The 17,070-nt window shown below is 70.9% G+C and carries 13 protein-coding genes; 7 read left to right on the forward strand and 6 right to left on the reverse strand.

All coding sequences use genetic code 11. The annotated features are described in order from the left end of the window. Positions 1–13: 13 nt before the first annotated feature. The 3 genes from OO67_RS11180 (at position 14) to alc (ending at position 2,457) form a co-directional block, all read left to right on the forward strand. Positions 14–244 (forward strand): hypothetical protein, encoded by a 231-nt coding sequence (locus OO67_RS11180; protein ID WP_244300127.1) that lies wholly within the window; start codon positions 14–16, stop codon positions 242–244. 83 nt (positions 245–327) lie between these two features. Next, entirely contained in the window at positions 328–1,242 is a 915-nt protein-coding gene (locus tag OO67_RS11185; RefSeq protein WP_033299339.1) for a LysR family transcriptional regulator, read from the forward strand. A gap of 69 nt (positions 1,243–1,311) precedes the next feature. Next, positions 1,312–2,457, forward strand: a complete 1,146-nt coding sequence (alc, locus tag OO67_RS11190; RefSeq protein WP_033299341.1) for an allantoicase — start codon at positions 1,312–1,314, stop codon at positions 2,455–2,457. A gap of 62 nt (positions 2,458–2,519) precedes the next feature. Here the strand turns inward: alc and OO67_RS11195 are convergent, their stop codons facing one another. Together OO67_RS11195 and pepN (OO67_RS11200) are read right to left on the reverse strand one after the other, a co-directional pair. Further along, the gene (locus tag OO67_RS11195) at positions 2,520–3,719 is read right to left on the reverse strand and encodes an MFS transporter (protein WP_033299343.1); all 1,200 of its coding nucleotides are present in this window, start codon (positions 3,717–3,719) and stop codon (positions 2,520–2,522) included. A gap of 191 nt (positions 3,720–3,910) precedes the next feature. Then, positions 3,911–6,487: an aminopeptidase N gene (pepN, locus tag OO67_RS11200; RefSeq protein WP_033299345.1), complete on the reverse strand. Its 2,577-nt coding sequence runs from the start codon at positions 6,485–6,487 to the stop codon at positions 3,911–3,913. A 113-nt stretch (positions 6,488–6,600) separates the two neighbouring features. Between pepN (OO67_RS11200) and OO67_RS11205 the strand changes: the two genes are divergently transcribed. Genes OO67_RS11205 through OO67_RS11215 form a run of 3 tightly spaced genes read left to right on the forward strand, consistent with a single transcriptional unit; the run spans position 6,601 to position 7,720 of the window. Then, the gene (locus tag OO67_RS11205; protein WP_033299347.1) at positions 6,601–7,110 is read left to right on the forward strand and encodes a DUF1203 domain-containing protein; all 510 of its coding nucleotides are present in this window, start codon (positions 6,601–6,603) and stop codon (positions 7,108–7,110) included. Between the two features lie 45 nt (positions 7,111–7,155). Beyond that, positions 7,156–7,386, forward strand: a complete 231-nt coding sequence (locus OO67_RS11210; protein ID WP_033299349.1) for a ribbon-helix-helix domain-containing protein — start codon at positions 7,156–7,158, stop codon at positions 7,384–7,386. Then, a complete protein-coding gene (locus OO67_RS11215) occupies positions 7,373–7,720 on the forward strand; it encodes a type II toxin-antitoxin system PemK/MazF family toxin (RefSeq protein ID WP_033299351.1) in 348 nt (115 codons plus the stop codon). The genes OO67_RS11210 and OO67_RS11215 overlap by 14 nt, the downstream gene beginning before the upstream one ends. Positions 7,721–7,783: 63 nt before the next feature. Here the strand turns inward: OO67_RS11215 and OO67_RS11220 are convergent, their stop codons facing one another. From OO67_RS11220 to pepN (OO67_RS11235), 4 genes are all read right to left on the reverse strand, one after another. Then, positions 7,784–8,812 carry an aspartate-semialdehyde dehydrogenase gene (locus tag OO67_RS11220; RefSeq protein WP_033299352.1) on the reverse strand — a complete coding sequence of 343 codons (1,029 nt, stop codon included), beginning with the start codon at positions 8,810–8,812 and terminating at the stop codon, positions 7,784–7,786. A 184-nt stretch (positions 8,813–8,996) separates the two neighbouring features. Beyond that, a complete protein-coding gene (locus tag OO67_RS11225) occupies positions 8,997–12,305 on the reverse strand; it encodes a S8 family serine peptidase (protein ID WP_208860999.1) in 3,309 nt (1,102 codons plus the stop codon). Positions 12,306–12,449: 144 nt separating this feature from the next. Continuing rightward, on the reverse strand, positions 12,450–13,457 hold the full coding sequence (locus OO67_RS11230) for a hypothetical protein (protein WP_033299353.1): 1,008 nt from the start codon (positions 13,455–13,457) through the stop codon (positions 12,450–12,452). A 170-nt stretch (positions 13,458–13,627) separates the two neighbouring features. Next, entirely contained in the window at positions 13,628–16,216 is a 2,589-nt protein-coding gene (gene pepN, locus OO67_RS11235) for an aminopeptidase N (protein ID WP_033299354.1), read from the reverse strand. Positions 16,217–16,349: 133 nt separating this feature from the next. On the opposite strand from pepN (OO67_RS11235), the gene OO67_RS11240 reads away from it, so the two are divergent. Beyond that, positions 16,350–16,997: a mycothiol-dependent nitroreductase Rv2466c family protein gene (locus OO67_RS11240; RefSeq protein ID WP_033299355.1), complete on the forward strand. Its 648-nt coding sequence runs from the start codon at positions 16,350–16,352 to the stop codon at positions 16,995–16,997. Positions 16,998–17,070: the final 73 nt, after the last annotated feature.

A 17,070-nucleotide genomic window follows, 5' to 3' on the forward strand; every position in this document is an offset into this window, starting at 1 on the left:
CTACGTTTGCACCGTGGACAAGAAGAACGCTATGCGCGCCGGCGCCGTCGCGGCCGGTACGACGCTGATGATGCTGCTCATGTCGTCCCCCGCTCTCGCGCTGACCCGCGACGACGGCGACGACCCGGGCCCGGGCCTGAACGTGATGGAGACCCTCGGTCTCTACGTCGCGGCACCGATCGTCCTGTTCCTGGTGATCGCGGGACTCGTCATGGTCCTCGACAAGTCCAAGAAGCAGGCCTGACCGCCTCGTTCTGACGCGTGCGCCGCCGGTACGACGTACCGCGCGGCGCACCGGCATGTCCGGACGCCCGGTAGGTTTCGGCCATGACCGAGTGGGACGTCAAGAAGCTCCGCATCCTGCGCACCCTGCGCGACCGGGGCACGGTCACAGCCACGGCCGAAGCCCTTCTCATGACCCCGTCGGCCGTCTCGCAGCAGCTCACCAACCTGGCCAGGCAGCTCGGCGTGCCGCTGCTGGAGGCGCAGGGCCGCCGCGTCCGGCTCACCGACGCGGCGCATCTGGTGCTGCGTCACGCCGAGGCGGTGTTCGCCCAGCTGGAGCGGGCCGACGCCGAACTGACCGGCTATCTGCGGGGTGAGGCCGGGCAGGTGCGGGTCGGCGCCTTCTCGACCGCGGTGGCCGCCCTCGTCGTACCGGCCGTGCAGCTCCTGGGCGGTGAGGACAGGCCCGGCCCTCAGGTGCGCGTACGCGAGGCGGAGGCGGCCCAGGCCTACGAGCTGCTGTCGGCCGGCGAGGTGGACCTCGCGCTCTCCCTGGCCGCGCACGCCCCGACGGCCGGGGACCCCCGCTTCACCCTGCTGCCGCTCCTGGCCGACCCCCTCGACGTGGCACTGCCCGCCGCTCACCCTCTCGCCGCGGCGCCCGCCCTGCGGCTGGCGGACCTCTCCCGGGAGGCCTGGATCTTCGGCGGGTCCGGCCCGTGGTCGGAGATCACCACCGCCGCGTGCGAGGCCGCGGGCTTCGTCCCCGAGCAGGCTCACAGCGCCGCCGGATGGACGGCGATCCTCGCCATGGTGAGGGCGGGCATGGGGGTCGCCCTCGTCCCCCGGATGGTCTCGGCGTCCGACCGGCCCCGCGACGGCGTCGTGATGCGGGTCCTGGAGGCGGACCAGCCGTACCGCCACGTCGTGGCGGCGGTGCGACGGGGTGCGGAACGGGGCCCGGCGGTCGCACGGGTGCTGTCGGCCCTCCAGGAGGTGGCAGCGGGCATTCGTTAAGCGAAACTGAATGAACCGTGTGGAAACTTTCGATGGACCTGATCGGTGGTCCGGCGGCACAGTGGACGCATGCCGACCGACAAGATCCAGACGGAGCCCGATTCCACCGACCCGCACGCCAACGACGCGGCCCCCTACGGCGGTGGCGACCCGTACGCCGACTACCGTGCGGGCGACTTCCCCTTCACCGAGCTGGTCGACCTCGCGGACCGCCGCCTGGGCGCCGGTGTGATCGCGGCCAACGACGAGTTCTTCGCCGAGCGGGAGAACCTCCTGATCCGCGAGCCCGCCGTCTTCGACCCCGAGCGCTTCGGCCACAAGGGCAAGATCATGGACGGCTGGGAGACCCGCCGTCGCCGGGGCACGGACGCGGAGCACCCCTTCCCCGCGCCCGAGGACCACGACTGGGCGATCGTCCGGCTGGGCACGCCCGGGATCATCCGCGGCATCGTCGTCGACACCGCCCACTTCCGCGGCAACTACCCCCAGCGCGTCTCCGTCCAGGCGACGGCCGTGGAAGGCGCCCCCGGGCCGGAGGAGCTTCTCGCCGACGACGTGAAGTGGGAGGAGCTGGTCCCGCAGACCCCCGTGCGCGGCCACGCCGCCAACGGCTTCGAGATCACGGGCGGCCGCCGCTACACCCATCTGCGGATCTGCCAGCACCCCGACGGCGGCATCGCCCGCCTCCGCGTCCACGGTGAGGTCGTCCCCGACCCGGCCTGGCTCGCGGCGCTGGGCACGATCGACCTGATCTCGATCCTGAACGGCGGCACGTACGAGGACGCCTCGGACCGCTTCTACTCCTCGCCGGCCCAGATCATCCTGCCGGGCACCTCCCGCAAGATGGACGACGGCTGGGAGAACCGGCGCCGCAGGGTCCGCGACACGAACGACTGGGTGCGTTTCCGGCTCCCCGCCCAGGGTGCGGTACGGGCGGTCGAGATCGACACCGCGTACCTGAAGGGCAACGCGGCCGGCTGGATCAGCCTCCACGGCCGCGACGGCGAGTCGGGCGATTGGTCCGAGATCATTCCCCGCACCCGGCTCCAGCCCGACACCCTGCACCGCTTCGTCCTGGACACCGAGGCCGTGGTCACCCACGTACGCCTGGACACGTACCCCGACGGGGGAGTGGCCCGGATGCGACTCCACGGATCCCTGACCGAGGCGGGCGCGGCCGAACTGGCCGGCCGGTACGAGGAGTCGGCGGCGTAACCCCTCACCCCCCGGTTCCCGCCCGGCGGACGGCTGCGCTCCGGCGCCCGTCCGCCGGGCGGTCATGGGTACGGGCGCCCGTACGGGCCGCCGGTCACCCGCAGCAGCACCGGCGCGAGGGCCGCGGTGGCACCGCCCAGGAGCATCACCGCCGCCGGGGAGACCGCGTCCACCACGACTCCGCCCGCCAGCGCGCCGAGCGCGATGGTCGCCTGGAACGACGAGGTGAACAGCACGGACGCCGCTTCGGGCGTCCGGGGCGCCGATGTCAGGAACCACATCTGACTGCACACGGGCACCGCGCCGTACGCCAGTCCCCAGACGATCAGCAGTACCACCGCTCCGCCCTCGGCCGTTCCGATGACCGGCAACAGCAGCGTCGAGGCCGCCGTCATGCCCGCCGCCACGCCGAAGGTGGCGCGCAGTGAGCGCCGCACCAGCGCGCCCGCGGCGAAGTTGCCGACCACGCCCGCCGTGCCGTAGACGAGCAGCACCACGGTGACGAACCGCGGGCCCGCGTGCGTCTCCTGCTCCAGGAAGGGCGTGACGTAGGTGTACGCGCCGAAGTGCGCGAGTACGACGAGGAACGTGACGAGCAGGCCGGCGCGGATCCGGGCCACACCGATCAGGCCGGTCAGGACGCCGAGCCCGGTGGTGCTCTCCGGCGGCAGCGGAGGCATCAGCACGACGAGAGCCCCGCACACGACCGACGTGAGGATCCCCATCGCGGTGAACGCGGTGCGCCACCCGGCGGCGTCGCCGAGAAGGACCCCGAGGGGCACGCCGATCACCGAGCCGAGCGGAACCGCGGAGAAGATCACCGCGGTCGCCCTCCCGACCTGGTGCGGGGGGACCAGGCGTGGCGCGATCCCCGCGCCGATGGACCAGAAGGCGCCGATGGCCAGTCCGACGAGGACACGCGACGAGATCATGACCCAGTAGGCGGGAGCCGCGGCGGCGAGGAAGTCGGCCACCGTCAGCAGGAGCATCAGGGCGCAGAGCATCACCCGCCGGTCGATCCGCCGGGTGACGACGGTCACGACGGGGGCGGCGACGGCGGCCAGCACGCCGGGCACGGTCATCATCAGACCCGCGCCGCCGTCCGAGATCCCGAAGGTGGCGCCGATGGGCGTCAGCAGGCCGATCGGCAGGATCTCGGTGGTGACCAGGGAGAAGATGCCCACCATGACGGACACCACCCCCAGCCAGCCGGCCACGGGTGAACGGGCGGGAACGGCCAGGGCCGGGGTGACTGCGGGCATGGATTCGTCCTGTCGCCGGAGGTGCCGCTTCGGGCTCCGAGTCCAGCAGGCGAGGACGGTCGGGTCCGGCAGGAATCCGACGAAGGCGTCGGGCCGACGTCGCCCGCCCGGTGGGGCGAGGTGCCGGGCGTGCGGCCGACGCGAAGGGGGCGCCCCACCGGGAGCGCCCCCACCGTCCGTGCGCCGGTCCGCTACGCGGTGGCCGCCGCCGCGTCAGCCGCCTGAGCCTTCAGCGCGCGCTCCACGCCCGCCCGGGACTCCGACATCAGCCGACGCAGCGCGGCGCTCGGCCGTGCCGACTCCAGCCACGCGTCCGTGGCGTCCAGGGTCTCCTGCGAGACCTGGAGCGAGGGGTACAGGCCGACCGCGATCTGCTGGGCCATCTCGTGGCTGCGCGAGTCCCAGACGTCCTTGACGGCCGTGAAGTACCTCTCAGTGTACGGAGCCAGCAGGTCACGCTGGTCGGTCTGCACGAATCCGCCGATGACCGACTCCTGCAGGGAGTTCGGCAGCTTGTCCGACTCGACGACGGATGCCCACGCCTCGGCCTTCGCCTCCTCGGAGGGCTGGGCCGCGCGTGCGGACGCCGCGTGGCGCTCGCCCGCCGCCGTCCTGTCGCGCTCGTACTCGGCGGCGATCTCCTCCTCGTCGAGGAGACCCGTCGCGGCCAGGCGCTGCACGAAGGCCCAGCGCAGCTCCGTGTCGACGGCGAGCCCCTCGATCTCCTGGGTGCCGTCCAGCAGCGACTGGAGCACGTCGAGGTGGAGCGGGCTGCGCGCCGTCGCGGCGAAGGCGCGGGCCCAGGCCAGCTGGTGGTCACTGGACGGTTCCGCCGCGCGCAGATGCGCCAGCGTCGCCTCGGTCCACTGGTTCAGGCCCGCCTCGCGCCATTCCGGGGCGGCGTAGAGGTCCAGGGCCAGCTTCACCTGACGGTGCAGCGACTGGACCACGCCGATGTCGGACTCCTTGCCGATCCCGGAGAGGACCAGCGCCAGGTAGTCGCGCGTCGCCAGCTCGCCGTCACGCGTCATGTCCCAGGCCGAGGCCCAGCTCAGGGCGCGCGGCAGGGACTCGGCGAAGTCCCCGAGGTGCTCGGTGACGACCCGCAGCGACTCCTCGTCGAGGCGGACCTTCGCGTACGAGAGGTCGTCGTCGTTGAGCAGGACGACCGCCGGGCGCGCCGTGCCGGACGGGAACGGCACGGTGGTGCGCTCGCCGTCGACGTCCAGCTCGATCCGGTCCGTGCGGACCAGTTTCCCGGCCGCGTCGAGGTCGTAGCAGCCGATGGCGATCCGGTGCGGGCGCAGCGTGGGCTCGCCCTTCGCCCCGGCGGGGAGCGCGGGGGCCTCCTGGAGGACGGTGAACGAGGTGACGTGGCCGTTCTCGTCGGTCTCGATCTCCGGGCGCAGGATGTTGATGCCGGCCGTCTCCAGCCACGCCTTCGACCAGGCCTTCAGATCACGGCCGGAGGTCTCCTCCAGCGCGCCCAGCAGGTCCGACAGGCGCGTGTTCCCGAACGCGTGCGCCTTGAAGTACGCCTGCACGCCCTGGAAGAACGCGTCCTTGCCGACGTACGCCACGAGCTGCTTCAGGACCGAGGCGCCCTTCGCGTACGTGATCCCGTCGAAGTTCACCAGGACGTCGTCGAGGTCCTGGATGTCCGCCATGATCGGGTGCGTCGAGGGCAGCTGGTCCTGGCGGTAGGCCCACGTCTTCATGGAGTTGGCGAACGTGGTCCAGGAGTGCGGCCACTTCGACCCCTCGGCGTCCGCCTGGCACGCGATGGAGGTGTACGTGGCGAACGACTCGTTCAGCCACAGGTCGTTCCACCACTCCATGGTGACCAGGTCGCCGAACCACATGTGGGCCAGCTCGTGGAGGATGGTCTCGGCGCGCGTCTCGTACGCCGCGTCCGTGACCTTCGAACGGAACACGTACTGGTCGCGGATGGTCACCGCGCCCGCGTTCTCCATCGCGCCGGCGTTGAACTCCGGTACGAAGAGCTGGTCGTACTTGGCGAAGGGGTACGCGTAGTCGAACTTCTCCTGGAACCACTCGAAGCCCTGCCGGGTGACCGCGAAGATCTCGTCCGCGTCGAGGTACTCGGCGAGCGACGGCCGGCAGTAGATGCCGAGCGGCACGGACTGGCCGTCCTTCTCGTAGCTGCTGTGCACCGCGTGGTACGGACCGGCGATCAGGGCCGTGATGTAGGTGGAGATGCGCGGTGTCGGCTCGAAGGACCAGACGTCGTCCTGGGGTTCGGGCGTCGGCGAGTTGGAGATCACCGTCCAGCCGGGCGGCGCCTTCACGGTGAACCGGAAGGCCGCCTTGAGGTCGGGCTGCTCGAAGCTGGCGAACACCCTGCGGGCGTCAGGCACCTCGAACTGGGTGTACAGGTAGGCCTGTTCGTCCACCGGGTCGACGAACCGGTGCAGGCCCTCGCCGGTGTTCGTGTACGAGCAGTCGGCGACGACCTTCAGCTCGTTGGCGCCGGCCCGGAGGTGCTTCAGCGCGATCCGGGAGTCCCGGAACACGGCGGCGATGTCCAGGTCCTTGCCGTTCAGCACGATGTCGTGCACGGCCGGTGCGACCAGGTCGATGAAGGTCTCCGCACCGGCCTCGGCGGAGTCGAAGCGCACGGTGGTGACGGACCGGTAGGTGCCGCCCTCCTGCGCGCCGGAGAGGTCGAGATCGATCTCGTACGCGTCCACGGTCAGCAGGCGCGCCCGCTCCTGTGCCTCTTCGCGGGTCAGATTCGTGCCAGGCACGCGGTCATCTCCTTGATATGCGACGTTTTTGGTCATCCTTCCACGTGGGGCAGGCGCAGCGCGATGTCCGTTTTCCGCCGGACCGGCGCAGGCATCCGGGCCACCCTCGGACCATGACCATCTACGAGGCACGGGCCATCGGGCCAGGGACCCTGAAAGAGCTCCGCACGGCCGACGACGCCGGACGCCCCTGCGTCCCGTACACGGCCGCGGAAGGCGGCGACCCCCTGCGCTGCTGCCTGCGCGGCGCCGAGCCGGGGGAGCGGATCGCCCTGGTCTCCTACGCGCCGCTGCGGCGCTGGGCGGCGGAGACCTGGGCGCGCCCGGGGGCGTACGACGAGCAGGGGCCGGTGTTCATCCACGCCGACGACTGCGAGGGCCCGTCGGAGGACCGGGCCGGCTACCCGTTCTCGCGGGCAGGCGCCCTGCGCACGGTCCGGCGCTACAACGCGGAGGGCGAGATCGTGGGCGGCCGGCTGCTGGAGATCCCGGCCGACGAGGAGAGGGGGTACGACGAGGCGTTCGCGGAAGCCTTCGCGGACCCGGAGGTGGCGCTGGTGCACGTGCGGGCCGTGGAGTACGGGTGCTTCCACTTCGAGGTGCGGGCGCGTCGAGAGCGGTAGCATTCGGGTGGGCACAGCCTTCCTACTCGCGGTAGGATGGATGGCATGAAGATCAGTGTGAGCTTGCCGCAGGAGGATGTCGCTTTCGTCGACGAGTACGCCGCGAAGACCGAGGCGGACTCCCGCTCGGCGGTGATACACGCCGCCATCGAGGCTCTGCGCGCCTCCAACCTGGAAGCCGACTACGAGGCGGCTTTCGCGGAGTGGGACGCGAGCGAGGACGCCGCGTTCTGGGACCGGTTCTCCGGGGACGGGTTGACCGATGAAGCGCGGTGACATCTACCTGGTCGCATACGAACCGGTGCGTGGAGGCGAGGCCGACAAGGCCCGCCCCTCGGTGATCGTCTCGAACGACGGCGCGAACGCCGTGGTGGACCGGACCGGGCGAGGAGTGGTCACGGTGGTGCCGTTGACCTCCAACACCTCGCGGGTCTATCCCTTTCAGGTGATGCTGCAGGCGGGCGAGTCCGGTCTGCCCAAGGACTCCAAAGTGCAGTGCGAGCAGGTGCGTGCCATGGCTCACGAGCGGTTCCTCCGGCGCGTCGGCACCGTCCCCCGTCAGCGCATGGTCGACATCGACACCGCACTGAGGCGTCACCTCGCCCTGTGAGACATGCGAAAGGGCGGCTCCCGGGCATCGGGGGCCGCCCTTTCGTGGCGAGTGGTGTGGGTGTCAGCCCTTGAGCTCCGCCGCCACCAGCTCCGCGATCTGCACCGCGTTCAGCGCGGCGCCCTTGCGGAGGTTGTCGTTGGAGACGAACAGCGCGAGGCCGTGCTCGACGGTCTCGTCGGCCCGGATGCGGCCCACGTAGGAGGCGTCCTTGCCGGCCGCCTGGAGCGGGGTCGGGATCTCGGAGAGCTCGACGCCCTCGGCGTCCTTCAGCAGCTCGTAGGCGCGCTCGACGCTGATCGGGCGGGCGAAGCGGGCGTTGATCTGGAGCGAGTGGCCGGAGAAGACCGGGACCCGGACACAGGTGCCGGACACCTTGAGCTCCGGGATCTCCAGGATCTTGCGGGACTCGTTGCGGAGCTTCTGCTCCTCGTCCGTCTCGAACGAACCGTCGTCGACGATCGAACCGGCCAGCGGCAGAACGTTGAAGGCGATCGGGCGCTTGTACACGCCCGGCTCGGGGAAGTCGACCGCGCCGCCGTCGTGCGTCAGCTTGTCCGCGTCGGCGACGACCTTGGACGCCTGGCCGTGCAGCTCCGCGACACCGGCGACACCGGAACCGGACACCGCCTGGTAGGTGGCGACGGTCAGCGCGTCGAGCTGCGCTTCCTGGTGCAGGGGGCGCAGCACGGGCATGGCCGCCATCGTGGTGCAGTTCGGGTTGGCGATGATGCCCTTGGGGCGGTTCCTGATCGCGTGGGCGTTGACCTCGGAGACCACCAGCGGGACCTCGGGGTCCTTGCGCCAGGCGGAGGAGTTGTCGATCACCACGGCGCCCTGGGCGGCGACCTTCTCGGCCAGCGCCTTCGAGGTCGCGCCGCCCGCGGAGAACAGCACGATGTCGAGACCGGTGTAGTCCGCGGTGGAGGCGTCCTCGACCGTGATGTCCGTGCCCTCGTAAGCGATCGTGGAGCCCGCGGAGCGCGCGGAGGCGAAGAGCCGCAGCTCGGCGACGGGGAACTTCCGCTCGGCCAGGATGCTGCGCATGACTGTGCCGACCTGACCGGTGGCGCCGACGATTCCGACCTTCACTGGAACTCCCTCACGGATGCGAACGGGCACGATTGCCGGTCCATGATGCGTATGTCCACGGCTCCCTTGTCCAATCCATTGTCCGCCAGGCGGACGCGGTCCGGACAGAGCTGTGGGGCGGGAGCCCTTGCGAGCCCCCGCCCCACAGTCCGCGCGTGTCGTGCGGATCACACGGGCGCGGTGGTTACGGCGCGACCTTCTCGATCACGACGCTGCCGGTGCCCGCCGCGGTGCCGCGGGCGTTCACCAGCTGGACCTCGCCGAAGAACTGCCGGCCCTCGGGAGCCGCTCCGGCGACCAGGACCTCGGCGCCGACCTGGGCGGACGCGCCGTTGGCCAGGTTCACGGCCTTGGACTCGTCGACCTTGATCGCGCCGAGCGACGGGGCGTAGTACACGTCCCGGTAGTCGTACTCGGTGGTCCCGGCCGGGACCGAGTAGCCCTCGATGACGACGGTGTACGTGCCGGCCGCAGGCTTCACCAGGCTGACCGACTCCTCCGAGCCCGCGGTCGTCGAGGCACCGACCTCGGTGTCGCCCTTGTAGACGTACAGGTCGATGTCCGCGTTGGCGTCCGAGGTGTTGCCGATGGCGACGTCCAGCTTCTCGACGCCCTCACCGATGGTGACCTCCTTGGTGTACCCCTCACCCGTGGCGATCGACGGGCGCTCGACGTCGGCCGAACCCAGCGAGCCGCCCTTCAGGGAGCCCTCCAGGTCACCGGCGTTGTTGGTGACCGTCCAGTCCACCGCGGCCGGGGTGCCGATCTTCGCCTCGGCGATGGTCTGCACCGCCGGGTCGAAGGTGGCGCCGAGCAGCGAGACATCCAGCTTGTACGGGTTGTCCAGCAGCGGCGACGTGCGGCGGGACTCGACCTCGATCTCCCAGACGCCGGGCTGCGGGTCCTTGTAGGAGCGCGTGTCCGGGCGGCAGGTGTTGGCCGGGTTCTCGTAGTTCGGGTAGCAGTAGATCGTGGAGCTGTCCTCCACCGCCACTCCGTACGGGTGCAGGGAGATGAACCGCGTCTGGCTGCCCGAACGCAGGGCGCTCATCGCGACCTCGAGGGTCTCTGCGCCCTCCGGGACGTTCACGAAGTACGACGTGGTGCCGTTGCGCTTCACCGAGCCGGTCGTCGAGAACGTGTAACCCGGCTTCACCAGGTCCTTGGCGACGACCACCGTGGAGAGGACCTGGTGGTCCACACCGACGGTCTTCGCGTCGTCCACCAGCAGGATCGCGCTGTGGACGCCCGCCGCGCGGGCCTTCGCCTGGACCTTGACGGTCACCGGCTTGCCGAGCGGCAGCGAGACGGTGCTCGGACCCGTCAGGCTGAAGGTGCCGTCGTTGTTCCTCCAGGACAGCTTGTGCTTCACGGCCTTGTCCGGACCGGTGGTGCGGGTGACGGTGACGTCGTACGACTTCTTCTGGCCGGCCTTCAGGCCGCCCTCACGGTCGTACAGGCCGGTGCCGAAGCCCGGGGTCTTCAGCGCGAAGTCGATCGCGGTGTCGACCGGGGCCTTCACCGTGTACTCGTGTGCCGGGGCGCCCTTCTTCTCGATCTGCTTCCAGGCGCCGACGATGTCGATCAGACCGGCACCCTGGGCGTGCGCGGGCACGCCGTCGATGTGGGTGGCGGTGCTGGTCAGCGCGGTCCGCAGGTCGGCCGGGGGCAGCTCGATGTTCTTCTGCTTCGCGGCGGACAGGAGCAGCGCCGTCGCACCGGCGGCCTGCGGCGAGGACATCGAGGTGCCCTGCAGCATGGAGTAGCCGGCGGGGAGCGAGTAACCCGCCTCCTTGACCGGACCGCCGGGGATCCAGGTCTGGGTGGTGTTGATGGACGCGCCCGGAGCCGTCAGGATCGGCGCGAAGCCGCCGTCCTCACGCGGACCGCGCGAGGAGAAGGGCAGCATGTCGTACTTCTTGGAGACGTTCGAGCCGTAGTTGGCGGCCCAGGTCTCCTTGGAGATGGACGCACCGACGGAGATGACGTGGTCGGCGAGGGCGGGGTCACCGATGGTGTTGACGCCGGGGCCCTCGTTGCCGGCCGAGATGACCAGCTGGACACCGTAGATGTCGATGAGCCGCTTGTAGAGCTCGGCGCGGGCGTTGTTGCCGTCGTTGAGGGGCGGCAGGCCGCCGATCGACATGTTCACGACGTCGACACCGCGGTTGACGACGAGGTCGATCATGCCCTCGGTCAGCGCGATGTTGGTGCAGCCGCCGGACCAGGTGCAGGCGCGGGAGGAGACGACCTTGGCGCCGGGCGCCGCGCCGTTCATCTTGCCGCCGAACAGGCCGTTGGCCGCGGTGATGCCGGCGACGTGCGTGCCGTGCTCGCTCTGGATGACTCCGATGTTGACGTAGTCGGCGGTGTTGCCGGCCGCGTCGAGGACGACGTCCTTGCGGGTCTCGATGACGAACGGGATGCGCTCGACGACCTGTGTCCGCGGGTCGTCCGTACCGAAGTAGGAGACCTGGTGCTTGTCCTTGTAGGGCTTCAGGGCGGTGTCGTCGCCGAAGTCCGCGTTGCCGTTCAGGTCCACGCGTGCGGTGCCGGCGACCGGGTCGTAGAGCACGCCCCACTGGTCGGTGGTGTCACCGTCGCGGTTGAGGTCGCCGGCCATGTCGCCGCCGCGCGTGGCGGACTCCTTGAAGACGCGGAAGCCGTACGAGCCCTCCGGCGCGGAGTACGTCGTGCCGCCGCTGGTGAACGTCGGGCCGGACACGGCCTGGTCCATCCGCAGCCAGGTGCCGTCGTCGTCGCCCACGGGGTCGGTCGCCGTCACCCAGTCGACGATCTTGCGCTCGCCGGTGGTGGTCTTCCGCAGCGCGGGGTGGCCGAGGTCGACACCGGAGTCCAGGACGCCGATGGTGATCCCGCGGCCGTCGGCCTTCGGGTGCTGCTTGACGAAGTCGACCGCGCCCGTCTCGAAGGACGGGTTGTACGGGTTCTTCGCCGGGGTGTTCCTGTCCGGTGCCGGGTAACTGCCGGTTGCCTTGGGCTGCTTCACCCCGGCTGCCCGGTCGCCCGAGGGCGTCGGGTCGTCGAGCTCGACCTCCTGCTCGAGATCGATGCCGAGGACGGACGACAGCTTCTGTGCCGCCTTGATGGTGGCCTCGGCGGTCGCGGTCGGCACGGTCGCCCGGACGTAGCCGAGCTTGTCGTACGTCCGCCCCGGCACGGACCCCTTGACGGCGTCCAGCTGGGCGGCGACCTTCTCGGTCGCGCCGGGGGTGGTGGCGACCATCATCGTGATGGTCTTCTCGCCCTTGGCCTCGGCCTTCGCCAGCACGTCGGCGTCCGCCTCGCCCAGCTTGTCGCCCTTCGCGCTCGCGGCGGCGGGCTTCACCGGGGAGGTGGCCGGGTCGTCGGCCGCGAAGGCCGGCGCGGCGCCGGAGGCGGCCAGCGCGGCCGCCAGACCGGCTGCGGCCGCGATGCGTGCCGCGCGTCTCGCCCCGGGTATGGAGCTGGGGGATTCCTTGGTCATCAGCATCCCTGTTTTGTGAAAGAAAGAGAGAGTCCGGAATTCGGTACCCGATGACCGCTCAGCATTTCGTAAAAGACAGGTGTTTGTGGAGAGTTGGCGAGGACGAGAACGGGACATGGCGTAGATCCGCCACCTGTGTCATTGCGCCACTTACCGGGGCAGGACCACCACGTACGCCGCCGGTTCACGGTCCTCGGCCGCCATCATCGCCGTGCGCAGCACCACCGACAGCCGGGCCGTCGACTCCCGCAGCTGCTTCGGCGTCACCCGCACGACCGTGACGCCGAGCCGCTCCAGGTGCTCCCGCTCCGCGGCGAAGGCGACGCGCTCCTCACGGGGTGAGCGGGTGCCCAGTTCGAGCGCGACCGCCTGCTCCGGCCAGTACGCGTCGACCCCGCCCAGGAAGCCGCCGCCCGGCAGTGACAGTTCCACGTTCCACAGCGGCTCGGGCAGGCCGTGGGTACGCACCGTCTCGTACAGGCGGCCCTCCGCCACGGCCCGTCCCTCGATGAGCAACGCGTCGACGGCGTCCACCACGTGTGCGCGGCCGAGCAGCTCGGCGGCGTTCAGCTCCCTCACGACGGACGTGGGTTCGCAGTGCCCGCCACGCACCGCCTCCGTCAGGATCCGGCGCACCGTCGAGGCGTCCGTGAGCGAGGCCACCGCGTCGGCCAGGGCTCGCTCCACCGGGGCCAGCGGCACCCCGAGCCGGTGCTGCGGACGGGGCAGGACGGTGGCCCGGGTCACCTCGACGAACCGGGTGGAGCGCAGCCGCCTGGTACGCGGCACGAGCACGTCGATCCGGTGCAGCGCGATCACCGGGGGCGCGGACGTGAAGCCGTACAGGGCGAGGGCCGCCAGGCCCGTGACCATGGCCTCGCCGTAGCCGGGCCCGGACCGGTCCGGCACGGTACGGCGGGCGCCGGCCGGGGGCCGCCCGGCGTACAGCAGGGCGCCGCGCACCCTGTCGTCGTCCGTGGGCGTTCCCGGGTGCAGGAGGTACACGCCGGGGAGCAGTTGCTGCCACGGGCCGCCGGGCAGGCACTGGGCGGCGGTCCGCGCGGCGGTCACACCGTTGGCGCGCAGCTGCGCGGCGGACTGCACGCGGTGGCTCACTTCGTGGACGGGGCGCGGGGACAAGGGGGTGTTCCGGTTCATGCCGGGGAGGTTCCCGCAGGTCCGTCGCGAGCTAACCCCTGTTACACGTCCGTCGACATTTCAGGACAACGCCGTCCTGAAGTACGGCAGTTCGAATGCCGAAAAGGGTGGTCGCGCGAGGATTGGGCGGCGCACGCCCCGCACGCGTGTGCGGGGCGTGCGCCGGAATCTCACGCCCTCGCGTCGCGCTCCTGCCCCCGCAGGGCCCGTGCCAGATCGTCCCGCGCCTCCAGGACCAGCCGCCGGAGCGCCGGTGCCGCGTCCGGGTGCGAGGTCAGCCACGCGTCCGTCGCGGTGAGGGTCGCGGGGTCGTCCTGCAGTCCGGGGAACAGGCCCTTGACCACGTCGATGCCGATCTGGATGGAGCGCTCCGCCCACACCCGTTCGATCGCCTCGAAGTACGAGGCCGTGTACGGAGCCAGCAGTTCACGCTGCGAGGGCTGCTCGAAGCCCGCGATCGTCGCCCCGGCGAGCGCGTTGGACAGCTTGTCCGACTCGACCACCGTCGCCCACGCCTGCGCCTTGACCGCCGCAGAGGGGCGTGAGGCCAGGCACCGCACGTGGTGCCGCTTGCCCGACGCCGTGTCGTCCCGGGCGAGTTCGGCGTCCACGGCCGTCTCGTCGGCCTTGCCGTGCGAGGCCAGCGGGGACAGGAACGCCCACCGCAGCTCCTGGTCGACGTCCAGGCCGTCGATCACGGCCGAACCGTCGAGCAGCTCGCCCAGCAGCCGGAAGTCCGCGTCCGACGCCGCGACGGCGGCGAAGAACCGGGCCCACGTCAGCTGGTGCTGGCTGCCCGGCTCCGCGCGCCGCAGCTCCGCCAGCGCGCCCTCGGCCAGCGCCCGGCCGCCCTCCTCACGCCAGGCCGGTGCCACGTAGTGCACCAGCGCCGACCGGGCCCAGGCGTGCAGCATCTGCAGGACGCCGATGTCCGACTCACGGCCGGCGAACGACAGCACCAGGGAGACGAAGTCCCGGGCCGGCAGGACCGCGTCACGCGTCAGGTTCCACAGCGCGGACCAGCACAGCGCGCGGGCCAGCGGGTCCGTGATGTCACCGAGGTGCTCGCGCAGGGTGGCCAGGGAGACCTCGTCGAAGCGGACCTTGCAGTACGTGAGGTCGTCGTCGTTGACGAGGACCAGATCGGGCTTCCCGGCCCCGGCGAGCTCCGCGACCACCGTGCGCTCCCCGGCGACATCGGTCTCGGCTCGGGCGTACCGCACCAGCTCGCCCTCCGGCGAGAGCCGGTACAGGCCCACCGCGACCCGGTGCGGCCTGAGCTCCGGGTGGGAGGCGGCGGCCTCCTGGGTCACGGCGAGCTCCGCGATGCGGCCGTCACCGTCGTAGGTCACGACCGGCGTGAGGACGTTGACCCCCGCCGTCTGCAGCCACGAGCGCGACCAGGCCGTCATGTCGCGCCCGGACGTCTCGGCCAGCACCGACAGCAGGTCGCCCAGCTGTGTGTTGCCGTAGGCGTGCCGCTTGAAGTAGCGGCGCGCGCCCTCCAGGAACGCGTCCCGTCCCACGTACGCCACGAGCTGCTTGAGCACCGAGGCGCCCTTGGCGTACGTGATGCCGTCGAAGTTCAGCTTCGCGTCCTCCAGGTCACGGATGTCGGCCGTGACCGGGTGCGTGGACGGCAGCTGGTCGGCGCGGTAGGCCCATGCCTTGCGGTTGTTGGCGAAGGTGATCCAGCCGTCGGTGAAGCGGGTCGCCTCCACCATCGAGAACGTCCCCATGAAGTCGGCGAAGGACTCCTTCAGCCACAGGTCGTCCCACCACTGCATGGTGACCAGGTCGCCGAACCACATGTGCGCCATCTCGTGCAGGATGACGTTGGCGCGGCGTTCGTAGGAGGCCGAGGTGACCTTCCCCCGGTAGATGTACTCCTCGCGGAAGGTGACGAGGCCCGGGTTCTCCATGGCGCCGAGGTTGTACTCGGGCACGAACGCCTGGTCGTACTTCCCGAAGGGGTACGGGTAGTCGAAGTGGTCGTGGAAGAAGTCCAGGCCCTGCTTGGTGATCAGGAAGACGTCGTCCGCGTCGAAGTGGGGCGCGAGCCCCTTGCGGCACATCGCGCCGAGCGGGATCTCCAGCTTCGACCCGTCGTCGAACGTACGGGTGTAGCGGTCGCTCACGTAGTGGTACGGGCCCGCGACGACCACGGTGATGTACGTCGAGATCGGCAGGGTCTCCGCGAACCGGTGGACCTCGCCCTCCTGCGACTCCTCCGCGCCGTTGCTCCGGACCTGCCAGCCCTCGGGCGCCGTCACCTCGAAGCGGTAGGGCGCCTTGAGGTCGGGCTGCTCGAAGTTGGCGAAGACGCGTCGCGCGTCGGCCGGCTCGTACTGCGTGTAGAGGTAGACCTCGCCGTCCTCCGGGTCGACGAAGCGGTGCATGCCCTCGCCGGTCCGGCTGTACGCGCACTGCGCGTCGACCACCAGGACGTTCTCACCGCCGGCGAGGTCCTCCAGGGCGATCCTGGTGCCGTCGAAGACGGACGCGGGGTCCAGGTCCTTGCCGTTCAGCGTCACCGCGTTCACGGACGGGGCCAGCAGATCGGCGAAGGTCGAGGCCCCGGAGCGGGCGGCGCGGAAACGGATCGTGGTCTGCGAGCGGAAGGTGCGCGGACCGGCCTCGTCGCCCCCGTCGGGCTCACCGACGGCGGAGCGGAGGTCGAGAGCGACCTCGTAACCGTCGACGGTCAGCAGCTCGGCCCTCTCGCGGGCCTCGTCGCGGGACAGGTTCTCACCGGGCACGGAGCACTCCTTTGTGTCTCGTTCTCAGACCTTTGATCCTCGCATGCGGGCATCGGAGGCGGCGCACGGGAATGGCGGAAGGGGCCGGTGGTGTTCGGACTCTCAGGTGCAGACCGACCTCACGAGGAGAGACATGCCCGAGAACAGCACGTCCGGCAAGGTCCCGGCCGACTTCTGGTTCGACCCGCTCTGTCCCTGGGCCTGGATGACCTCCCGCTGGATGCTGGAGGTGGAGAAGGTCCGTGACGTGGAGGTGCGCTGGCACGTGATGAGCCTGGCGGTGCTCAACGAGCCCCGGCTGGACGAGCTGCCCGAGGAATACCAGGACATGATGCGCACCCAGGCGTGGGCCCCGGTCCGTGTCGTCGTCGCCGCCCAGCAGAAGCACGGCGACGAGGTGGTCGGCCCGCTGTACACGGCCCTCGGCACCCGCATCCACAACAACGGCGAGGGCCCGACCCGTGAGGCGATTGCGGGCGCGCTGGCCGACGTCGGCCTGCCGGCGGAGCTCCTGGAGTACGCGGACTCCGACGCGTACGACAAGGAGCTGCGCGCCTCCCACCAGGTGGGCATCGACAAGGTCGGCCAGGACGTCGGCACCCCGGTCATCGCCGTGCCCGGGGCCGACGGTGAGCAGATCGCCTTCTTCGGCCCGGTCGTGACCCCCGCCCCCAAGGGCGAGGAGGCGGCGAAGCTCTGGGACGGCACGCTGCTGGTGGCGTCCATCCCCGGCTTCTACGAGATCAAGCGGACCCGTACGCAGGGCCCGATCTTCGACTGACCCGGCCGGCCGGTGCGGGCTCCGGAGCCCGCACCGGGCGTCCCGGACACGGCGGGGGAGCCGCCCCCGGCCG

It is taken from the genome of Streptomyces atroolivaceus, from assembly GCF_000717025.1.
Taxonomy (GTDB): domain Bacteria; phylum Actinomycetota; class Actinomycetes; order Streptomycetales; family Streptomycetaceae; genus Streptomyces; species Streptomyces atroolivaceus.